The organism is Formosa sp. F44, from assembly GCF_056238645.1.
The window spans coordinates 630,194-650,210 of the sequence record NZ_JBWDLJ010000002.1; the positions used below are offsets into that span (position 1 = coordinate 630,194).

The 20,017-nt window shown below is 32.7% G+C and carries 18 protein-coding genes; 12 read left to right on the top strand and 6 right to left on the bottom strand.

Translation table 11 applies throughout. The features are described 5' to 3' along the window. Positions 1 to 12 precede the first annotated feature (12 nt). Complete coding sequence (locus AC0UBM_RS07800; RefSeq protein ID WP_434037514.1) at positions 13 to 999, bottom strand: helix-turn-helix transcriptional regulator; 987 nt, start codon at positions 997 to 999, stop codon at positions 13 to 15. 286 nt (positions 1,000 to 1,285) lie between these two features. Here AC0UBM_RS07800 and AC0UBM_RS07805 point away from each other — a divergent pair, with 286 nt between their 5' ends. The 5 genes from AC0UBM_RS07805 (at position 1,286) to AC0UBM_RS07825 (ending at position 8,186) form a co-directional block, all read left to right on the top strand. Next, entirely contained in the window at positions 1,286 to 1,936 is a 651-nt protein-coding gene (locus AC0UBM_RS07805; RefSeq protein ID WP_475688239.1) for a hypothetical protein, read from the top strand. Between the two features lie 395 nt (positions 1,937 to 2,331). Next, positions 2,332 to 2,622, top strand: coding sequence for a hypothetical protein (locus AC0UBM_RS07810; RefSeq protein ID WP_434037517.1), 291 nt, complete (start codon positions 2,332 to 2,334; stop codon positions 2,620 to 2,622). Between the two features lie 12 nt (positions 2,623 to 2,634). Continuing rightward, positions 2,635 to 4,203 (top strand): PepSY-associated TM helix domain-containing protein, encoded by a 1,569-nt coding sequence (locus AC0UBM_RS07815; protein WP_434037518.1) that lies wholly within the window; start codon positions 2,635 to 2,637, stop codon positions 4,201 to 4,203. Positions 4,204 to 4,468: 265 nt separating this feature from the next. Beyond that, on the top strand, positions 4,469 to 6,841 hold the full coding sequence (locus AC0UBM_RS07820) for a TonB-dependent receptor (protein ID WP_475688240.1): 2,373 nt from the start codon (positions 4,469 to 4,471) through the stop codon (positions 6,839 to 6,841). A 97-nt stretch (positions 6,842 to 6,938) separates the two neighbouring features. Then, on the top strand, positions 6,939 to 8,186 hold the full coding sequence (locus tag AC0UBM_RS07825; RefSeq protein WP_434037520.1) for a DUF4374 domain-containing protein: 1,248 nt from the start codon (positions 6,939 to 6,941) through the stop codon (positions 8,184 to 8,186). A 198-nt stretch (positions 8,187 to 8,384) separates the two neighbouring features. On the opposite strand, the gene AC0UBM_RS07830 is transcribed toward AC0UBM_RS07825, so the two are convergent. From AC0UBM_RS07830 to AC0UBM_RS07840, 3 genes are read right to left on the bottom strand one after another with little or no spacing between them, the layout of a single operon-like run. Beyond that, a complete protein-coding gene (locus AC0UBM_RS07830; protein WP_475688241.1) occupies positions 8,385 to 9,104 on the bottom strand; it encodes a hypothetical protein in 720 nt (239 codons plus the stop codon). 31 nt (positions 9,105 to 9,135) lie between these two features. Beyond that, positions 9,136 to 13,119 (bottom strand): PAS domain-containing protein, encoded by a 3,984-nt coding sequence (locus tag AC0UBM_RS07835; protein WP_475688242.1) that lies wholly within the window; start codon positions 13,117 to 13,119, stop codon positions 9,136 to 9,138. A 47-nt stretch (positions 13,120 to 13,166) separates the two neighbouring features. Then, positions 13,167 to 13,547 carry a LytR/AlgR family response regulator transcription factor gene (locus AC0UBM_RS07840; RefSeq protein WP_414036394.1) on the bottom strand — a complete coding sequence of 127 codons (381 nt, stop codon included), beginning with the start codon at positions 13,545 to 13,547 and terminating at the stop codon, positions 13,167 to 13,169. Between the two features lie 783 nt (positions 13,548 to 14,330). On the opposite strand from AC0UBM_RS07840, the gene AC0UBM_RS07845 reads away from it, so the two are divergent. From AC0UBM_RS07845 to AC0UBM_RS07870, 6 genes are all read left to right on the top strand, one after another. Continuing rightward, positions 14,331 to 14,495: a Lacal_2735 family protein gene (locus AC0UBM_RS07845; protein ID WP_414036393.1), complete on the top strand. Its 165-nt coding sequence runs from the start codon at positions 14,331 to 14,333 to the stop codon at positions 14,493 to 14,495. 17 nt (positions 14,496 to 14,512) lie between these two features. Further along, positions 14,513 to 14,914: a DUF2452 domain-containing protein gene (locus tag AC0UBM_RS07850; RefSeq protein ID WP_475688243.1), complete on the top strand. Its 402-nt coding sequence runs from the start codon at positions 14,513 to 14,515 to the stop codon at positions 14,912 to 14,914. A gap of 7 nt (positions 14,915 to 14,921) precedes the next feature. Beyond that, positions 14,922 to 15,212 (top strand): TIGR03643 family protein, encoded by a 291-nt coding sequence (locus tag AC0UBM_RS07855; protein WP_414036391.1) that lies wholly within the window; start codon positions 14,922 to 14,924, stop codon positions 15,210 to 15,212. A 52-nt stretch (positions 15,213 to 15,264) separates the two neighbouring features. Beyond that, a complete protein-coding gene (locus AC0UBM_RS07860; protein WP_475688244.1) occupies positions 15,265 to 15,888 on the top strand; it encodes a flavin reductase family protein in 624 nt (207 codons plus the stop codon). 65 nt (positions 15,889 to 15,953) lie between these two features. Further along, entirely contained in the window at positions 15,954 to 16,379 is a 426-nt protein-coding gene (locus AC0UBM_RS07865) for a hypothetical protein (RefSeq protein WP_475688245.1), read from the top strand. 54 nt (positions 16,380 to 16,433) lie between these two features. Next, complete coding sequence (locus tag AC0UBM_RS07870) at positions 16,434 to 16,925, top strand: CIA30 family protein (protein ID WP_475688246.1); 492 nt, start codon at positions 16,434 to 16,436, stop codon at positions 16,923 to 16,925. Positions 16,926 to 16,940: 15 nt separating this feature from the next. Here AC0UBM_RS07870 and AC0UBM_RS07875 read toward each other — a convergent pair whose 3' ends face one another. Both AC0UBM_RS07875 and AC0UBM_RS07880 read right to left on the bottom strand, forming a co-directional pair. Beyond that, positions 16,941 to 17,468 (bottom strand): glutathione peroxidase, encoded by a 528-nt coding sequence (locus AC0UBM_RS07875; RefSeq protein WP_475688247.1) that lies wholly within the window; start codon positions 17,466 to 17,468, stop codon positions 16,941 to 16,943. A gap of 2 nt (positions 17,469 to 17,470) precedes the next feature. Beyond that, positions 17,471 to 18,154: an SDR family NAD(P)-dependent oxidoreductase gene (locus AC0UBM_RS07880; protein WP_414036386.1), complete on the bottom strand. Its 684-nt coding sequence runs from the start codon at positions 18,152 to 18,154 to the stop codon at positions 17,471 to 17,473. 469 nt (positions 18,155 to 18,623) lie between these two features. On the opposite strand from AC0UBM_RS07880, the gene AC0UBM_RS07885 reads away from it, so the two are divergent. Continuing rightward, positions 18,624 to 19,664 (top strand): family 43 glycosylhydrolase, encoded by a 1,041-nt coding sequence (locus AC0UBM_RS07885; protein WP_475688248.1) that lies wholly within the window; start codon positions 18,624 to 18,626, stop codon positions 19,662 to 19,664. Positions 19,665 to 20,017 lie beyond the last annotated feature (353 nt).

Sequence of the window (20,017 nt, forward strand, 5' to 3'; positions counted from 1 at the left end):
AACGCATAATAATTAAATATCCTTAGGGTTACTGCTAATAAATTTGCTAGGTGTAAGTCCAAATTTCTTTTTAAATGCTGTAGAAAAATGTTGTGCGTTTTTATAGCCAATTACTTCGGAGACATCTCCAATAGAGATCTTATTTTCGATTAACAAATTTCTGGCTTTGTGCATTTTTAAATCCGATATATATCCAAAAACAGTGTTGCCAAAAGTAGACTTAAATCCTTTTTTTAAAGCAAATTCATTAGTTCCGAATTTTTTGCATAAAAACTCTAAGGTCATAGGCTGTGTGTAGTGGTAGTCTAAATATTCTTTAATCCTAATAATCTTTTTGGTATCGCAAATATGTATATCTTTTTGGATACCTTGATTAAACATATCTAATTGCAGTAGCAACAGTTCGAAGACTAAAGCATTCATATTAATTTTTCTGTAAAACCCTTTGCGTTTGGAATGAAGAATATTATCAATGATTAAATGCATTTGTGGGGTAATTTGATAATTTTGTTTTTCAAGCGTTCGGCTTTTGTTACGCTTAATTTGTTTTCTGAAGTTCTCAAATTTATGATCTGCAGGTAAAAACTGATTGAAAAAGTTAACCGAAAAATTTATACGAACTATTGATACGGTATTATCTGTAATTTCAATGACATCATTTGCACTTGTGTAATAAAATATATTATGCTCGTTGGTTTCGAAATGATTGGTGTATAAAGCGTTATTAACATTCATGCTTAAAGCTCCTTTTAAAATAAAAATCATCCCAATAGTTTCTTGGTTAAAACTGAATTTTATTCTTTTTTTATTAGCTCCATTTAAAGCACCATAGCCAATTTTAAAATTATCAAATATTTGCTCTTTGTACCATCCATTATATGTTCTATCTATAAATGAGGTATAAAAATCTTGAGTCCCACATTCGTCTATCTCAGCAATATCTGGGGTCTTATCGAAAATGGTTTCATTATTGTTTTCAATTATTACACTGTTTATCATGACCCTGTTTTACACATTTATCAATCGGTTTTTTGTCGGTTTAGCAAATGTATATTATTTATATTTAATCTAAATAAACAAAAAGTATTATTTTACGTAACTTCTCGTAATGCTCCGTTTCGCGTATAAAATATTCCGTTTAGCGTAAATTAAACGGCTTAAAAATATAATAATTTTGAATTTATATTTATTTAGACTTAATATAATTAATAGTGTAATTCGACTTAAAATGAAATTAATAAAATCACTATTTAGGCTTCTGTTTTTTTGTGTTTATACTACTAACATGTTTGCTCATGCGCTATTTATAGAAACCAAAGACAAAGGGGAATTAGGAAAACCTCAAAACATTACTATTTTTTATGCCGAACCGGAAGATTTAAAAAAAGAGCGTATTGAAGATTGGTGGTCAGACACAAAAGAATTCACACTTTGGTTAACGCTACCTAATGGAATGCAAGAGAAGCTTGATGTAAGAAGTGGTCACGACTATTACTATACAGCATTTTTCACGCCTTTAATTCAAGGGCACTATTATGTGTCTATCCATCATACTGTTTCAACGATAATTAAGAATACCCAATACAAATTTAATACGTCTGTTAAGGTTACTGTGGGTGAACAAAATAAGGAAATAAGCTCTCAAGAAATGCCTTTAGGAAATGTGTTGTGTATGTATAAAACAGATACGCATAACACAAAACAAATTTCAATGATATTAGTGTCTAATGGGAAAGTATTGCCAGAGACCGCAGTAAAAGTTTTTGCTCCAAATGGCCTGCTACCAATAATAAATACCAATGTATTAGGAATCATTTCTTTTACACCTGAATCAGAAGGACAGCATGTGTTTGAGGCTTTCCAAAAAGAGGAAGTTTTAGAAGAGGCGTATTCAGAAAAGTTCAGAATTATTACTTCTGTTGTAAACTTCAACTAATTGTAAATGTAAGAGCTGTTTTTATAAAAAATCATTTCAATAATTTTAAAGATTCCATGATCACTTTAGCTTCAAGTTTTGCTTTACTAGGTTTTTACATGTTGTATAGCACGAGTAAACGTGCGCCATTATTACTTAAACTAGAATTCCAAAAGAGGATAAACGAAAATGTACAAATTAGTAAATACAGTGCTGGATGTTTCCTGTTAGTGAGTATGATACTTTGTATAATAGATTTAGGAATTGGGGCAGGAGTGTTCTCTTTTCTAGTCATTTTAATGACCGTTGCTAGTTTAGTGGTATTGGTAGCACCTCTTCGTTTTTTTAAACTTTCTACTGTAATACTAATCACAATTCTTTCTCTCGGAATTGAAATATACCTTTCTTAATTAAATATGCCAGCAAATAAAAAACATTTATCCTCGCCCTTGCAACGCGTAATTAAAATAACCGCAGGTTTTATTGGTGGTTACTTGGTTACCGAAGTATTTCATATGTTTTTAGTTGTATGGTGGGATGTCCCTAATGCGCTAATAACCGTTCGTTTTGCAGGTTTTATCCTTTGGACGGCCCTTTTTATTATTTCTTTTTTAGCAAAAAACGGATTAAAAATATGGGGCATTTACTTGCTCATAAGTCTTGTGTTTTATGCACTTATCTGTTACAAACAACCTTTCATTATTTAACAAATAGTCTTTATGTCTAAAAGAGTATATAATATTATGTTTCATACACATACTATTAGTGGTATAATTATTAGTGCTGCGTTGTATGTTATTTTTTTTACGGGGTCTATCTCTTTTTTAAGGGATGAAATTATTGCTTGGGAACGAAACGAGCCCGTTACCGATAATTATTTTAGTGAAGTCGATTTTGACAGTTTATTAAAATCTCTAGAAGGAGATCATGAATTAAGAAATAGAGATGTGTCATTTAATCAGCGTATTGAAGGCCAGATGGCATCGACACTTATATCGCCTCCAAAGAACAAGAAAGTCACTAAAAGGAGAGGACGACGGAATTTTTTTGTAACCAATCTTTCTACTTATAAAACCGAAAAATATGCCGAATCTTATACGCTAGGTGAGTTTTTTTATAGACTACATTTTTTTGCACAACTGAATCTTATTGGTCAATCGGGATATGTATTGGCTGGTCTTGTTGCCTTTTTCTTCCTTTTTGCCATACTTACTGGTGTTATAGTACATTGGAAAAAAATAATATCTAGTTTTTATGTTTTTAGACCCAATACCAAATGGAAAACAATTTGGACAGATGCACATGTGTCTTTAGGGATTATAGGTCTTCCTTTTCAATTTATGTTCGCCGTAACTGGAGCATATTTAATTATTGGATACAGTATTATGCTTCCTCCAATAGAATCTGTGTTATTTAAAAACGATTCTAAAGGTTTTAAAGAGGCAGTAAGTGCAGAAAAAATTATAGAATACAAATTAAAAGGTGAAGCATTAGATACCTCTGTTTCTTTTAACGATTTGGTTGCAAAAACTAAACAAAAGTGGCCCGAGATTAAGATTAATGGTCTCCAGATTTTTAACTATGGAGATAAAAATATGCATGTCAAGGTTAAAGGCTCTCCTTTTTATAACGATAAACTTTTAACTAGTGGCTATGTCACTTTTAACGCTAGAGATGGCAGTGTAGTAGATGAAAAAGATCCGTATGCAAAAACATCTTATTTAGAAGGTTCTACAAATATTTTAAAACGCTTGCATTTTGGCGATTACGGAGGCTATGGTATGAAGTTAATTAACTTTGTACTGGGGCTTATTACTTGCTTTGTTATTATCTCTGGAGTTTTAATTTGGCTAGTTGCTCGTGATAAGAGTAATGTGCCTGTGTATAAACAAAAATTCAACAGTTGGTTAGTGCATATTTATATGGCCATTTGTTTAAGTATCTATCCAATAACAGCATTAATCTTTATAGTTGTAAAGTGTTTTGGAGATGATTTTGAAGGCGGAAAAAAAGTATTAATATATAATGTATTCTTCTATGGTTGGTTGGCTTTAAGTACCATTTTTATAATTAAAAAAGATAATTATTTCACCAATAAGACGTCCTTAATATTAGGTAGTGTTTTAGGATTTTTTGTTCCTGTTGCTAATGGATTTGTTTCTGGAAACTGGTTTTGGGTCACTTGGCAAAAAGGATACACACAAATTTTTGTAATGGATATTTTTTGGATATTACTTTCATTAACAGCACTTGCAGTTGTGTTTAAATTAAAAAAGAAAACAGTATAAAAAACTGTTTTTTAAATATGTGGACTGATGTTGTAGAGGGTAGTTAAGTTTTTAATTGTGTAAATAGTTGTTTAATTGTGATTAGGGGAGTTCTAGGGCCGTTTTATTCTTACCAAGGAATTCATTTTTTAAGTGAATTTCCATAATTAATGTATTCCGTTTCACGTAGGTTTTTATCCGTTTTGCGTATGCTTTCAGAAGATGGTAAAACATAAGTTTGCATTTTATTAGTATTTAGACTAAATAAGAATAATATAAATTTAAAATGCAAATACAAAACATATTTCTTACTTTTAATTTCTGTTTGTTTTCACTTTTTAGCATAGCACAGTCTACCCAAGGGATCGTGACTGGTGTGGTTGTCGACGATAATAATAAAGCCATTTTAGGAGCGACAGTAATTATTAAAGAAACCAATCAAGGGGTGGTTACAGATCAGAATGGAATTTTTACCTTTTTTGGAGAGTACAACGGAGAGTATACCTTATTAATATCTTATTTAGGTTTTAAAACAACACAAAGCACTTTTAATATAAAACAAGGAGAAAGTAAAAGCTTATCGTTTGCTTTAAAGGCTTCAAATACCGAGTTAGAGGAAGTTCTTGTTACTGGAAAGAGTCAAATTCAGAAAGTAAAAGAGAAAGCATTTAATGTAAGCGTTGTAGACGCCGAAAAACTGCATAATACCTCCTTGGATTTAGGACATGCCTTAGATCGTGTTTCTGGTGTCCGAGTCCGTGAAAGTGGAGGTGTAGGCTCTCAAATGAGCTTCTCTCTTAACGGATTTAAAGGAAATCAAGTGCGATTTTTTATAGACGGTGTTCCTATGGATAACTTCGGGTCATCGTTTCAAATCAACAATATTCCAATAAACATGGCAGAACGGATCGAGGTGTACAAAGGTGTTGTGCCTGTAGGTCTTGGAGCAGATGCGCTAGGCGGTGCTGTGAATATAATCACTAATACCTACACAAAAAACCACCTAGAAGCTTCATATTCTTATGGTTCATTTAATACACATCGATCTACCGTAAATGCGATTTATGTGGCTAAATCTGGTTTTGTCGCTCAGGTAAATGCATTTCAAAATTATTCAGATAATAATTATAAAGTGAATGTAGATGTAGCAGATTTAAATACTGGAGAGTATTTTCCAGATCAAACAGTCGAGCGTTTTCATGATACTTACCACAACGAAACTGTAATTTTTAATATGGGAGTAGTAAACAAAAAGTTCGCAGACGAGTTGCTGTTTGGAATCACATTAGGTCAAAACTATAAAGAAATACAAACAGGCGCCAGAATTGTTAGTGTTTTCGGAAAATGGCATACCAGAGGAAACATAATTATGCCTAGTGTAAAGTATAAGAAAGACGACTTTATTATTAAAGATTTGAGTCTGAAATTTAGTGCAAACATTAATCTAGGACAAGAGAAAAATATAGATACAGTAAATCGACGATATAATTGGTTTGGAGATTACAAACAATATGAAGGTGCAGGAGGAGAGCGCTCATATTCTTTATATAAATACAAAAATAACGCAGGTATTTCTACAGCAAATTTAAGTTATAACATTAATGAGCATAGTAGTGTAGTGCTTAGTAATACCTTTAATACGTTTAATCGAGTTGGACATAATGAATTGAATCCCGACAATGAAATTTACGAACAGCCTAAAAAAAATAAAAAGAATATAACTGGTTTAGGATTCGATTATAAGAGAACTAATTGGAATGCCTCTGTGTTTATAAAGCAATACTTTCAGCAAAACACATTTGCCGATTCTTATAATCCTACGGGAAATTATGGAGATATTGCTTACACCGATTACACAGACAAATTTCATGCTACGGGATACGGAATTGCTTTAACGCATTTTATTAACGAAAATTTCCAAGTTAAAGCTTCTTTCGAAGAAAGCTATCGCTTACCTGAAGCCAATGAAATTTTTGGTGATGAAGTAAATCTGGAGGGGAATAAGTATCTAAAACCCGAAAATAGTAGTAATTATAATTTAGGTCTTAGCTATTGGTTTTACATTAATAAAAAACATCAGTTCACTATTAATACAAGTGGATTTTACCGCGATGCAGACGATTTTATTCGCGAAAAGTTTAGTCCAAATCAGGCCACAACTACTATGGATAATCTAGGAGGTGTAACTAGCGCAGGTATAGAAGCAGAAGTAAGATATCATCTGGATAATCGTTTAATTATTGGTGCGAACGTAACCTACCAAAACCTTCGTAATAATACTAAATATGAAGAAAACCAAACGGTTGTTAGCATTGTTTATAAAGATAGAATTCCAAACATGCCTTATTTGTATGGTAATGCAGATGTAAGTTATAATTTTTTTAATATTGGAAAAAACAACGGACACCTAAGTATCGGTTATAACGCATTGTATGTACACTCTTTTTACCTGTATTGGCCAAGTTTAGGTAGCAATAGTAGTAAGCTAGATATTCCAGATCAGATTTCGCACGACTTAACTGCAACGTATTCTTTTAATAAAAAACTTCAGTTTACCCTAGAGTGCAGGAACCTACTAGACGAAACCTTATATGATAATTTTAGTCTGCAAAAACCAGGACGGAGTTTTACGGGGAAAATAAAATATACTTTTTTTTAATATACCGCTGTTGGCTTCGTTTTCCTGACCTATAACAAGCTTCAAAAATTAAATTCAAATTACATAGAAATCTTTTCAAATTAATAAATTATTTACAATGAAAAACACACACATTCTTTTTAGTGTATTTGCCGGAATCGCATTATTTACATCATGTAGTAGTGATGACAATTCAAGTCCTGAGGAAGGATCTGAAAGCGCAGAGGCGAAATACATAATTACGGCTACACCAACGGCATCGGAAGGTGTAGCAGATTATATTCTTACAGCAGACGACCTAACCCAAGGTTCTATCTCTACCGTTGGAAATGGACTGGAGCAAGATGGAACGTATAGATATTATGTTACTAGTAATAATAAGTTTTTTAGTATGCTTTACGGGCAAGGGAACCCTGGAGCTGTAACAACGTATCAATTAAATGATACAGGATCTTTAGATAAATTATCAGATTTTCAATCGGAAACCGTTCAAGCGTTCGCTCCTGTTGATAATGATATTTTATTAATGAAAATCTCCAGAAGTTCGGACGATCCAACGGCGTATTGGTACAGTTTAGATACCCAAATTTCTCAATTCGTTGCTGAAGGTCAGATTAATACACAAGAATTGGCGGCTAAGGAAAACGGAGAGATTGCTTTCTTTACATGGATTACTCAGGTTGGTAACAAAGTCTATTTACCCTATTATACTATAAAAGGAACAGGCGACGATAGAAATGGTACATTGTATCCAGACGAAGCCAATATTGCAGTTTTCTCTTATCCTGAAATGGCTTATGAAAAAACAATTCATGACGACCGTACAAGTTTTATAGGACGTTACTTTACAAGTGGTTTAGCAGTTGATGAATTAGGAGATACGTATGCGCTTTCATCATCTATTGCAACATTTAATGGAGATTTTGTGTCAACAAAACCTTCAGCAATTACTAGAATAAAAAGTGGAGCAACAGAATTTGATACGTTCTATTTTAATATTGAAGAGGCTACAGGAGGGAAATATGCCACAACACAGATGTATTTAGGTAACGGAAAATTATTACTTAATCTTGAGGACGTTGCTAATAGAGGTGCTTACACCACTGGAAAAGAATACGCTATCGTAGATCTTTATAGCGAAACCCTAACTATGGTAACCGGTACGCCTAATGTAGAGGATATTGTAGTTGTAACATCTAGAAGTACTTATATTTCTGAAGATAAAACAACTGCATACGTAGGTATTACAACAAACACAGGAAGTTTTGTTTATAATATTGATGTCGCTACTGCTACAGCTACGCAAGGTCTAGAGGTTGAAGGTGGTGTTATAACTGCTATAAACAGATTAAATCCTGCAAATTAAGTAACGGTACAAACACTTGTAAAACCCAAACAGAATTAGTAGACAGTATTTTGTGTTAATTATTTAAACTCTATGAATATATATTCATAGAGTTTTTTAGCTTTTGTTTAAAGCCAGAACAATTTTGTAGCCAACTTTACTAAACTCAAAAGGTAAAGCATATGCTAAAATAGATGTAGTATAAGCCCTAATCTTATTTTATGCGTCTAAAAGATTAGGGTAATCTTTAGAAATTGAGATTACTATTTTTTTATATTCTTCTTTTAAAGCTAAGACGTAAGAAGACATTTTATCTTCTGGAGCACCATTATTAAGTATAGCTTGGCACAATTCTTTACCGGTATGATTAATTAACATCTCAAAAGAAGGTTTTACTGTATGCGAAATTTCTTTAATGGCATTTATGTCTGTGTTCTCGTTAACCGCTAAGGTTTCCATTTCGTCCATTTTCTCTCCTACAGTGAGTACAAAAGTTTTCAATATTTTTTTTATAAATGTCTCATCGTTATTAGAAAGTTCGTTTAAGTACGTTAATGAATAAGGCTGAGGTTTCAACAAATTTGCAGACACCTTTAAATGGTAATTTATAGCCTCTACAGTCGTAGCATTAAAAGGTTTTGAAAGCTGTACTATATTAGAATTAAGTTCTTCGTTGTTAGCCGTTTTAATTTCAATAACGTGTGTTCGGCTAGTTTTTATATCGTTTAAATAACTTTTAAGTTGTGCAGGTTTTAGTGGCTCTGAAAAATCAGATGCCAGAAGTAACCAATTAGAATCGGCTTCATTCTTTACAATTTGAAGCGCCTTAAAGCTATTAGTTAAATGGGTTACTTTCCAATTATTTTCTTTTCCAATATTTAAAAAGTCTTCTGCATCTTTTAAATTTGGTTCTATAAGAATAATTTTTGTCTCGGGCATGTATTATTAGTTTAATAAAATAGGGTAAAGCTTATTGTATACCTTCATTGGTATAGTTTTTTAATAAATTCTGAAGTGTTTTAAAGCGTATAGGTTTTGTAAGATAATCGTCCATTCCTGCCTCAATACAGATATCTTTTTCTTCTTTAAACACTCTGGCAGTTAATGCTATAATTAGAATATGTTCATCTTCTTTTTCTAGTTTTCTTATAATTTGTGTGGCTTCAATCCCGCTAATTTCTGGCATTTGAATGTCCATGAAAATTAAATCAAATTTGTGTTTTTTATAAAATTCTACGGCTTCCTTTCCATTGTTAGCAATTACTATATTGGCCTCTGGGATTATTTGTCCTATTAATTCCTTTGCTAATAATTGATTAACAGGATTGTCTTCTGCTACAAGTATGTTGTTTAAAGCCCTATTGTGTTTTGCAATAATTTTAGGTAGTTCGATATCCGCATCTTTAGTAATGATGTTCGATTTGCTTTGGTGCGGATTTATAATTCTTAATAATTGTACTAAAGTGATTGGTTTTGTATGAGTGTATTTTATATTAAATTCGTTAGATGCTTCTAGTATAAGTTTGTCGTCTGCAGTACTGTGAAGTAGCATTATTGGCAGTTTTTCATGATCTAGTCCAATGGTGTTTCTTACATATTTAATAAAGTCTATTCCATTCATATAAGGCATATGATAATCTACAATAAGCAAGTCGAATGTATTAGGCTGTTCTAGTTTTTCTATGGCTTCAATTGCATTAGATACAATTTCACTGGTGCAATTTGCCACGGTGAGCATGTCTTGTAAGATTTTTCTATTATTCTGATTATCATCAATAACAAGAATATTATTGTATTTTTTATCGAGGTTAAAAGAAAGTTTAGAATTACTATGGCATTTAAAATCTACTTTAAAAGAAAATGTACTTCCTATATTTAGTTCACTCGTAACATCAAGTTTACTATCCATTAAAGCCAATAGTTTGTTGCTTATGGTTAGGCCTAATCCTGTACCTCCATATTTTCTAGTGGTAGAACTATCTTCCTGATCGAAAGCTCCAAAGATTTTATCTAATTTTTCAGGTGTTATTCCCACACCAGTATCTCTAACTTGAAAAGTAAAGGTGCCTTTGTTAGTTTCTGTAGAAAAATTGCTTCGTGATATTTTTAATTCTATTTCACCATTTTCTGTAAACTTAACCGCATTACTTAATAAATTGGTTAAAATTTGTCTTAATCTAATAGGGTCTACATCTATATAACGACTTATAGTTGGCTCGATATCTAATAAGATTTCTAGATTCTTTTCTTCCGCCTGATATTTTATAATATCCACGGTTTGTTGGCATAATTCAAAGATGTCGGTTTTCTCTTCGTGCAGTTCTAATTTTCCGGCTTCAATTTTAGAAAAATCAAGAATATCGTTAATTACATCTAACAATAAGTTTGCAGAGCTATACACTGTTTTAACGTATTCCGCCTGACTCTTAGAAAGTGGTGTTTTTATTAATAAATCGGTAAAGCCAATAACGCCGTTTAGCGGTGTTCTAATTTCATGACTCATATTTGCTAAAAACTCAGATTTTGATTTATTAGCAACTTCGGCTTGTTTTTTGGCCTGAATTAAAGACGATTCGTAATTTTTAAGTTTTGTAATGTCTTGAAAAATACCATATACCCTTCTGTTTTTATTATTAATGCGTTCGGCCCTACCAATACTTCTAACCCATTTTGTTGTGTTGTTTGCAGTGATAATTTGAGATTCAACATCGAATGCTTCTCCTTTTTCTAAAGCTTCGTTAATGCGCTTCAAAATTACGGGTCTATCTTTTTCTAAGTAGAAGTTAATAGCTTCTTCCATATTAGGAGTGTAATCTTCTGAAACTTCATGGATTTTTCTGGTTACAGGACTCCAATAAATACTTTCCTTAATTAGGTCTATTTCCCAACTACCTATTAATGCAATTTCGTTAGACTGTTCAAGCATATTTTGCAGTCTTAAACGCTCCATTACGGTTTCTTTAAACTGGGTGATGTTCGCCGTATATATTAACAAGCCACCAATTTTATTTTCGCTTTCGTACCATGGTTTTATTTGCCACGTTAGCCATTGTATGGATCCGTCTGCACGTTCGAACATGGTTTCGTCTGAAGAATTCTCTGCACCATTAAGGCATTCTTTATATATTTTCCTCCAGTCTTCTCCAAGTTCAGGAAAGATATCGTAATGTGATTTGCCAATGACTTCCTCTTGTAAGCTGTAATCTGTTAACCATTTTTTTGAAGCTGCTAAATACACCATATTCGTATCTAACATGGCAATAGCCGAAGGGGCTTCATCTATAAATAATTTGTTCTGATTTGTACTATTCTGTAAAGCTTCTTCGTATTCTTTTTGCCTTGTAATATCCCAATTGGTACCCAAAATTCGGATTGGATTATTTTCGGTGTCTTTATATACCATCCCTTTGGCTCGTATATAATGAATAGATTTGTCAGGCCAAATTACTCTATAATCGGTATCGTATTCTTCTTGACCTTCAATAGTTTTTGTTAATTGAGATTCTATCCGATCTGCATCTTCTGGATGGATTCGGTTTTTCCAAAGATCAAAAGTATCCTCTTTTTCCAAGTCTTCTGTGATACCATATAACTGAAACATAGTATCGTCCCAGTTTAAAGAATTATCGATTAAATTTAAATCCCAAATTCCAATAATAGAGGCGTCTAATGCGGCTTGTAATTTGTGGTTTGCAACTTCAAGTTTTGTTTCTGCTTTTACACGTCTAGATATATCTCGAAATGCAACCAATGTGACAAAGCCATTTTTAGTGGTAATAGAATTTAAAGTCATTTCTACAGGAAACTCTGTACCGTTTTTATGCATAAACTGAATCTGTACCATTAACGAATTCATTTCGTCTTTACAATTAACCTTGCGATCTGAACAGCCTTGTAGATATTGCATTAATTGTAAATTAAGCTTTTCTCTTAATCTTTCAGGGATAAGAGAGCTCATTTGCTTGCCTTCTAATTCTTCTAGAGTGTAACCAAATGTATCCTTCATTAAACGATTAACGACCTCGATTTCGCCCTGTTTGTTTAGGACAATCATGGGGTCTGGAGTGGCATTAAGATAGGTGTTGGTTATAGATAATTCTTCTTGGATTGAAAATCGTTCCCGTTCTAATTTATTAATAAATTTTACGGTAAACGTAAGGGCTATAATAATAATAGCAATAAAACATACACCTAAAATGGCTATAGCAAAATCTGCGGCCATGACGTCTCTTCGATAGAGATAAATAACAATAAACGAAAGGATTAGAGTAGAGGCTAGTAATTGGAAGAAAAGTCTTCTCATCATAAAATTTCCTAATTCTTTTCCTTTAAATAACCTAGTAAAACCTAAATATGGCATAGTAAGAGACACGGCGATACTTGCCATTAAAAAAGCAATTGACGTATGAATTGCCATGGACGAGATAAAGCTTAATTTATTTAATGTAGAAATTTTAAAGAAAAATGCAGTGATGGCTAGAAAAGAGATAATAGATATAAAATGAGCAAGATAAGCCGAAATGATTTTTAATCTTCTCCGTGAAGAATTTAAAAAAGCGAGTGTTAAACTCATTAATACAAAGCATATGGAGGTGGCCATAGACATTCTTCCGGGATGTGCGTTTCCTAAAGATTTACTTTTTAAATCATTTATAAATAACTGATCAATGCCCAAATTAGAGTTAAAAACATCTTGGAATAGTGTCAGGGAAGCAATTGAAAACAGAAATAAATTTAGGGTTATCGCTACGTATTTGTATTTAATTTTTCCATAAAATAAAATAATAGTCGCTAAGAGCAAAAAGCAAAACGCTGTATTAAATTTCATAGTAGGTAATCCGGGAATAATTTGCGTAAAGAGGTCTATGTTAAAAAACCATCCCAGCATTACTATAATCGCTAATATAATTAAGGTTAAAGAAACATTTTTAGAAATTTTATTAAGTAGGGGCATAATTAAATTTTTTATTTTCTATAAAGCAGTTGGTTGCTTTTTTTAGTCTATCTCGTTTCCCTCCTAATACAAAATTTTATGTTGTTAATGGCTTTCTGCACGGCTGTATTGAAGCGTTCTTGTTTAATAGGCTTTACAAGAAAATCTACTACACAATTATGTTTTGAAGCATCAATAGCAAAGTTTTCATCTGAACTGGTTAAAATAATTTTAGGAGGGCTTTTTAACGTTCGGATAAAATCAAGTCCCGTTAATTCAGGCATTTTAATGTCTGAAAAAACAAGGTTAACCGTATTTTTATTTAAATATTTAATAGCTTGGATGGCACTTGAAAAACTGCTTTCAAGTGTCAGGTTTGGATTGTTCTTAATTAATTGTTCTAAAATAGCATTGGCTAATTCATCATCATCTATTATGATACAATTCATAGCGTTTTTATTTAGTTTACCACAAATGTTTAGTCACGATAGGTAAAATATACTCAAAATTTAAATTTAGAGTCGTAGTTCCTTCTAACTTAGACAATGGATAACTTTTAGGCACTAAAATACTCGTTTTATGTGTAAAACACTTCGTTGTTTGCGTGTTTTTTATTCATGAAATTCAATACTTTACTAAACTTTTAAATAATTATCCAGAAAAAGAGTTGTTTTTTAACACTTTTTTTATTCGAATTGGGGGTGGAATGCACAAAACGTTTTGTTTTTTATTGCTAGTGAAACGGAACAGTTGTAACGGATTTTATCTGTATTTACCATGTTTCTTGTCCTTAGTAAATCTTCAGAACTTACTCTAAAAAATAATGTACAGGTTTTTGTTTAATATTTGTTTATCATAGGTTTACTAATGTAAGTCTAGTGTAAGTTGGAGTTAAAAATGATAAGGATGAAATGCGAAAACGACTTTTGAATCAGTCTAATATTAAGATGTCTTTATTCATAGATATACAAGCGCTTAATGTCGGTCTACTTTGCTAATTACGTGTATTGAGTGCAACAAGCGTTTAGCTATAAAAAAAAATATTTTTTAACAGTTTTATGCCTAATATGAAAGTGCCAGCCTTAATAAGTAGACAGGATATCATATAAACGAATCAATATTTCCTTAAATCATATAAGTTCTTTCTATGAGCAATTTCGTATTAAAGGCACACATTGTGTATCTTTATGTAATTACAAATCGTATTTATTTCTACCCTAAATAATAATTAGATGTTCGGACTATTTAAAAAGAAATCAGAAAAGGAAAAGTTGCAAGCGCAGTACGAAAGTCTGTTAAAAGAGGCGCATAAGCTATCGACTACCAACAGAAAAATGAGTGACCAGAAAGCTTATGAAGCCGAAGAGGTTATGAAAAAACTTGAAAAATTAACCTAATCTGCGTTTTGTGAAATATGGCAAAAGATAAAAAACCAGATAATGTTGTTTATAATCCGGATACGAAAAAATACGACGCTTCACTAAAGGCGTATGCTAGTAATGTTGGGGCTCCGGTAATTAAAGCTATAGATAATATTCCTTGGAAAAACAGAAGTATTAATAAAGTTAACCATAAAGTAAGCGCGAAGTATTTAGAACTGAAAGCCGAATATGAAGCGATGATGCAACAGTTTGAGTATAACAAACTTATTTTTGAAGCTAAATTTAATTTCGAGCCTATACTTGGTGAAACGTACCACCTCTACAAGCGAGACAATGGAGAAACGTTCCTTTCAATTATAGCTCCCGATCAGTGTCGTTTTAATGCTTTGGGAAGTTTTTATTTAAATGCAGATCAGATCTGGGAAAAAATTTAGCTTTAATATGACTACAGATATAAAAGAGTTTACAGAACGAGAATTAGATCGTATTATAGAAATGGCTTGGGAAGACCGTACGCCTTTTGAAGCCATCTTGTTTCAATTTAGTTTAACCGAAAAAGACGTTATTAAGCTCATGCGAGCTAATTTAAAAGAATCTAGTTTTAAACGTTGGCGAAAACGGGTAAATAGTGGGGTAAGTCAGAAACATCTTAAAAAGCGCAATCCAGATATTACGCGTTTTAAATGTTCCCGACAGAAAGCCATCTCAGGAAACAGAATAAGTAAACGATAAACTTTTCCTCTACATATACACATGCAACACCAAATCCGTTTAGCTTAAAAGAATGAATTACAGCAAAAAAGATATCGAAAATCTTGACCGTGTTACAAGATTAAAAATTATAAACTCGGTTACAGGAATAAAACCTGCTAATCTTATTGGAACCATAAATAATAATGGACAAACCAATTTAGCGATTTTTAGTTCTGTAGTTCACTTAGGAAGCGATCCTGCTTTACTAGGTTTTATTACGAGACCCCAAACAGAAGATGTTGGACATACCATTAGGAATATCCAAGAAAACCAGGTATATACCATAAATCATATTCATCCTGAATTTATAAAAAACGCACATTATACCTCTGGAAAATTTGAATCTGAAATTTCTGAGTTCGATAGATGTCATCTTACCGAAGATTATATTCACAATTTTAAAGCGCCGTTCGTAAAAGAAAGTCATTTTAAAATGGGACTTCGATTTAAAGAAACATTAAATATAAGCAATGGTACCACTTTAGTAGTTGGAGAAATAGAACATCTTATTCTTCCAGACCATGCGCTTTTAAATGGCGATATCGACTTAGAAGCCACCAATAGTGTTGGCATTTCGGGCCTAAATAGTTATTATTCGCTTAAGAAAATAGATAGCTATCCTTATGTGAGATTACGTGAAGTGCCAGAATTTTAAGGCATCAATAATCGCATATTAAGTCGTCTAGATCACTTAAACAACACCAAAATAAAACCTCAACTATGTTATTTAATACAAGTCACGCAAATAAAGAGTATACAAGAGCAAGTGCAGAAATTTTAGGGGATGCGTATTCTTTGCTTGAAAAGATTAAACTCGGCGGTGTGGGATCTGGTAGGTTTGTTATTTCACAGTTAAGTGCGAAGCTTCAGCCTAAGAATATGGAAGTGGTTGCAGTAAATTATGCGAATATTGAATTGAGACCTAAAGGAATAATTGTTCATTTTACTAATAAACTTGACCGATATTCGTGGATCATTCCGTATTACCGTTTAGTTATTTATAATGCTCAAACATTTAGTATTCATGCTAATGGTCATTTTATAAAGTTTAGTAAAAACAAGAACTACCAAGATAATAGGGCGTTTGTAGATAAGATGATCGATACGAAAAACGACTTTTTAAATCTGGGATATTACGACGGTTAAGTCGGATGTCACTACGTACTCATCACATAATTATTTTTAATAAAACTAAAATTTATGGCATCAGAAATTATTTTTGATTTTAATAAAACAAGTACAACAGATAATTGGAAGGTGGTAGACGATGCCGTAATGGGTGGGAAATCTTCAGGTTCCTTTTTTCTAGATCCAAACGGAAAAGGCGTTTTTGCAGGCCGTGTCTCTTTAGAAAACAATGGCGGGTTTTCTACTGTTAAATATAGTTTCGATAGGGTTAGCACAAAAGGATTTTCAAAAATCAGTTTTAAAGTTAAGGGCGATGGTAAAACGTATCAGTTCAGAATAAAAAGAAAGTCGGACGATAAATATGCGTATATTAATTATTTCAATAGTAGTGAAGGTTGGGAAACGTTCCAGCTAACTTTATCTGAGAAGTATCCCACTTATAAAGGACGACAATTGGATATGCCAAACTACGATCAGGACGGTATTGAAGAAGTCGCCTTTTTAATAGGAAACAAAAAAGCAGAAGATTTTAAACTAGAAATAGAATCTATTGTTTTAAGCTAATAAAGCGTCTTGATCCTACTTTAAATGTTTAGTGATTTTAGAGCTCATGGGCTTTGTAATGGAATAGTAGTAATCTATTAAATTGCCACTAGCATCGACTAAATATTTCTGAAAATTCCATTTTACACTAGAACTCTTTTTGCCGTTTAACTCTTTAGAGGTTAACCATGTATATAAGGGATGTTGCAGACTTCCTTTGACGTCGATCTTTTCGGTTAGCAAAAAAGTAACGCCAAAGTTTATTGCACAAAATTCTTGAATTTCTGAGGCTTCACCAGGCTCTTGTTGCCCAAACTGATTGCAAGGCAAACCAATAACCACTAATTTTTCTTTGTAAGTATCGCTTAGAGTTTGTAATTCTTTGTACTGCTTTGTAAAGCCACACTCCGAAGCCACATTTACAAATAGTAGCCACTTTCCTTTAAATTCTGAAAGCGAAATCGGATTATTATTTATATCGTTAATTTCAATCTCATAAAGCGATTGAGTTTTGGTCTCAGACGATTTACGTGGGTACAGTTTTGCTTTGTCGACTATATTCATAACTATATTTTAAAAGATACAATACCACAATCCATTTCGAAAATTTGTCCAGAAAATGAAGCCGCTTTATCCGATAATAAAAACGCAGCTGTTGCGGCAACTTCGTCCGGATTTAAAAACTTTTTTAAAGGATGGCGTTCAGTAATACTTGCAATCATCTTTTCATTACGTAATAATTTAGAGGCAAGATCGGTATCTGTAACTGTAGGCGCAATAGCATTAACTCTTATGGTTGGAGCTAATTCTGCACCTAATGATTTTACCAAACCTTCTACACCAGATTTTGAAGTAGCCACACTCGCATGAAATGGCATGCCTAATTTAGAAGCCACAGTGCTAAATAATAATATCGAAGGATTTTCTCCTTTTTTTAGTTGAGGTAAATACTTCTGAACTGCTTTTACCGCGCCTAAAACATTAACTTCAAAATCGGCCCTAAAATCGTCTAAACTTAATCTGGAAATGGGTTTAAGATTTATACTTCCTGGGCAGTAGACTAGGCTATCTACATGTTCTAAATCTGGCAATTCATCAGTTAGAATATCACATGTGTAATGGGTTAAATTAGGGTGTTCCGTTTCGGGTGGTGTCCTGCTAATATTTATTACTTTATGGTTTTCTAGCATAAGGTGCACTATGCTCTTGCCAATACCTTTACTACCACCAATTATCGCTATAGTTTTCATTTGTTTTGTGTGTTAAGTGTAAGTTTTTATGTGCATATTGTTTAGGCAATTACACCATTTATAGGGGTTATACCATGCAAGATGAATGGTTATCTGGTCTGAAATGTGTCTGTTTATTTAAAATAAACAGATTTAGAATGTTTCATTTATTGCGTTATAATAGAGCTATCAACTTTAAAGAAAATTGTTGTTTTTTATTATTTAAGACGTGTGTTGTGTCTATAATACTATTACAGTTGTCTTTTATGTTATTTTAATATCATAAACAGCAATAAAATGAACATGCTTATATAAAATTATGAATAAATTTGAATATACAGTCAATAACATGAAGCCCATTTATAAACTTTGGGAATATTTTATGTTAAATAAAAAATATGATGTCATGTATTTTGAATCTAGTCTCTAAGCTTGATTCGTAGGTCGAAGACATTAAAAAAGCATTTAATAAAATTTTATACAGAAACGAATGGTAACACTTAAAAACAACCTCAACCTTTTAATTCTATTTTCGGTACTAACATTAAGTGTAGTAAGCTGTAAATCTAAAACCGAAAAGACATCTGCCGAAAGCAGTAGGGAAATAAACCAGCCTGTAGCTACGACTGTGAAATTCACCTATCAGGACATTACTGGTATTGGAGAAGATAGTGTGTATAACCGACGTGATAATAGTGATATTATAAAAGTGGGAGATACGTATTATATCTGGTATTCTAAAATGGATCATCCTGAAACTGCAGGGTATTGGGCAACCATTTGGTATGCCACATCTAAAGACGAAGGCTACACATGGCAGGAGCAAGGTATGGCTTTGGGTTTGGGAGAAGAAGGCGCATTTGATAGTCATTCGGTATTTACTCCAAATATTCTAGCTTTTAAAGGAAAATATTACCTGTATTATACAGCCGTAAAACCGACACCTGGAAATCCGGATAATAAATTTGAAAATAATAGCACTACAGATGTTACGGCTATAGGTGTAGCGGTTTCAGACAGTCCAGATGGTCCTTTTACACGCATAGAGAATAATCCGCTTATAGAAGTTAGTAGCACACCGGAAGACTTTGATAGTTTTAGAGTAGACGATGCTAGTTTATTGGTTAAGAATAATAAAATCTGGTTATATTATAAAGGGCGTTCAATAGTCCATGGCCGAAAAGGTCCGGGCTTAACCGAAATGGGTGTCGCAATGGCCGACAGTCCAGAGGGGCCATTTGTAAAACATAAAGGATCGCTTTTAGATAAGAGTCATGAGGTGTTAATCTGGAAAGAAAACAATAGGATAGCCTCTTTAGCGTCTATTAGTAAAACTATTAATTATGCCGAAGATGGGATTAATTTCACGCCTTTGTACGACGGTTTGGTTAAAATTCCTGTAGCTCCAGGTTTGTATAGGCCCGATTTAGAAGATGGAAGTCAAGCCACAGAAACACCGGGATGGGGCATTTCTTTAAAAGGTAAAAAAGGGTATGCATATTTTGCGCGCTTCGAAATGAAACAGGAGTAAGTACACTGCAATCAAAGTTTAAAAGCCTCATTATTTTATGAAATAGTGAGGCTTTTAAATGTTATAGTATGAAGTTATTGGTGAGTTATAAACGAAACATAAATGTCTTAGTAAATATTTAAAGAGCGTTGTCTTTTTGATAGAGTTAGGAATGGGTGACAAGAAATCTTATCCTAAAAAGTTACCGCTTTCTGCTTCATTTATAATGAGAACCTGGGCTAAGAAAAGCACGTCACTCAAATTTATGAATCACGTTAAAGGTGTCAGGGAAATTTCCGAGTAACTTCAATAAATGCATTCTAGCCGGTGGTTCGTCGTCTATAATTATAGTATTGTAGAGTCTCATACTTTGC

Coding starts and splice junctions, on each gene's coding strand:
- AC0UBM_RS07820 (WP_475688240.1), top strand. CDS start 4,469: ATGCAAATACAAAACATATTTCTTACTTTTAATTTCTGTTTGTTTTCA.
- AC0UBM_RS07815 (WP_434037518.1), top strand. CDS start 2,635: ATGTCTAAAAGAGTATATAATATTATGTTTCATACACATACTATTAGT.
- AC0UBM_RS07870 (WP_475688246.1), top strand. CDS start 16,434: ATGGCATCAGAAATTATTTTTGATTTTAATAAAACAAGTACAACAGAT.
- AC0UBM_RS07865 (WP_475688245.1), top strand. CDS start 15,954: ATGTTATTTAATACAAGTCACGCAAATAAAGAGTATACAAGAGCAAGT.
- AC0UBM_RS07835 (WP_475688242.1), bottom strand. CDS start 13,119: ATGCCCCTACTTAATAAAATTTCTAAAAATGTTTCTTTAACCTTAATT.
- AC0UBM_RS07885 (WP_475688248.1), top strand. CDS start 18,624: ATGGTAACACTTAAAAACAACCTCAACCTTTTAATTCTATTTTCGGTA.
- AC0UBM_RS07840 (WP_414036394.1), bottom strand. CDS start 13,547: ATGAATTGTATCATAATAGATGATGATGAATTAGCCAATGCTATTTTA.
- AC0UBM_RS07825 (WP_434037520.1), top strand. CDS start 6,939: ATGAAAAACACACACATTCTTTTTAGTGTATTTGCCGGAATCGCATTA.
- AC0UBM_RS07800 (WP_434037514.1), bottom strand. CDS start 999: ATGATAAACAGTGTAATAATTGAAAACAATAATGAAACCATTTTCGAT.
- AC0UBM_RS07880 (WP_414036386.1), bottom strand. CDS start 18,154: ATGAAAACTATAGCGATAATTGGTGGTAGTAAAGGTATTGGCAAGAGC.
- AC0UBM_RS07875 (WP_475688247.1), bottom strand. CDS start 17,468: ATGAATATAGTCGACAAAGCAAAACTGTACCCACGTAAATCGTCTGAG.
- AC0UBM_RS07845 (WP_414036393.1), top strand. CDS start 14,331: ATGTTCGGACTATTTAAAAAGAAATCAGAAAAGGAAAAGTTGCAAGCG.
- AC0UBM_RS07810 (WP_434037517.1), top strand. CDS start 2,332: ATGCCAGCAAATAAAAAACATTTATCCTCGCCCTTGCAACGCGTAATT.
- AC0UBM_RS07805 (WP_475688239.1), top strand. CDS start 1,286: ATGTTTGCTCATGCGCTATTTATAGAAACCAAAGACAAAGGGGAATTA.
- AC0UBM_RS07830 (WP_475688241.1), bottom strand. CDS start 9,104: ATGCCCGAGACAAAAATTATTCTTATAGAACCAAATTTAAAAGATGCA.
- AC0UBM_RS07860 (WP_475688244.1), top strand. CDS start 15,265: ATGAATTACAGCAAAAAAGATATCGAAAATCTTGACCGTGTTACAAGA.
- AC0UBM_RS07855 (WP_414036391.1), top strand. CDS start 14,922: ATGACTACAGATATAAAAGAGTTTACAGAACGAGAATTAGATCGTATT.
- AC0UBM_RS07850 (WP_475688243.1), top strand. CDS start 14,513: ATGGCAAAAGATAAAAAACCAGATAATGTTGTTTATAATCCGGATACG.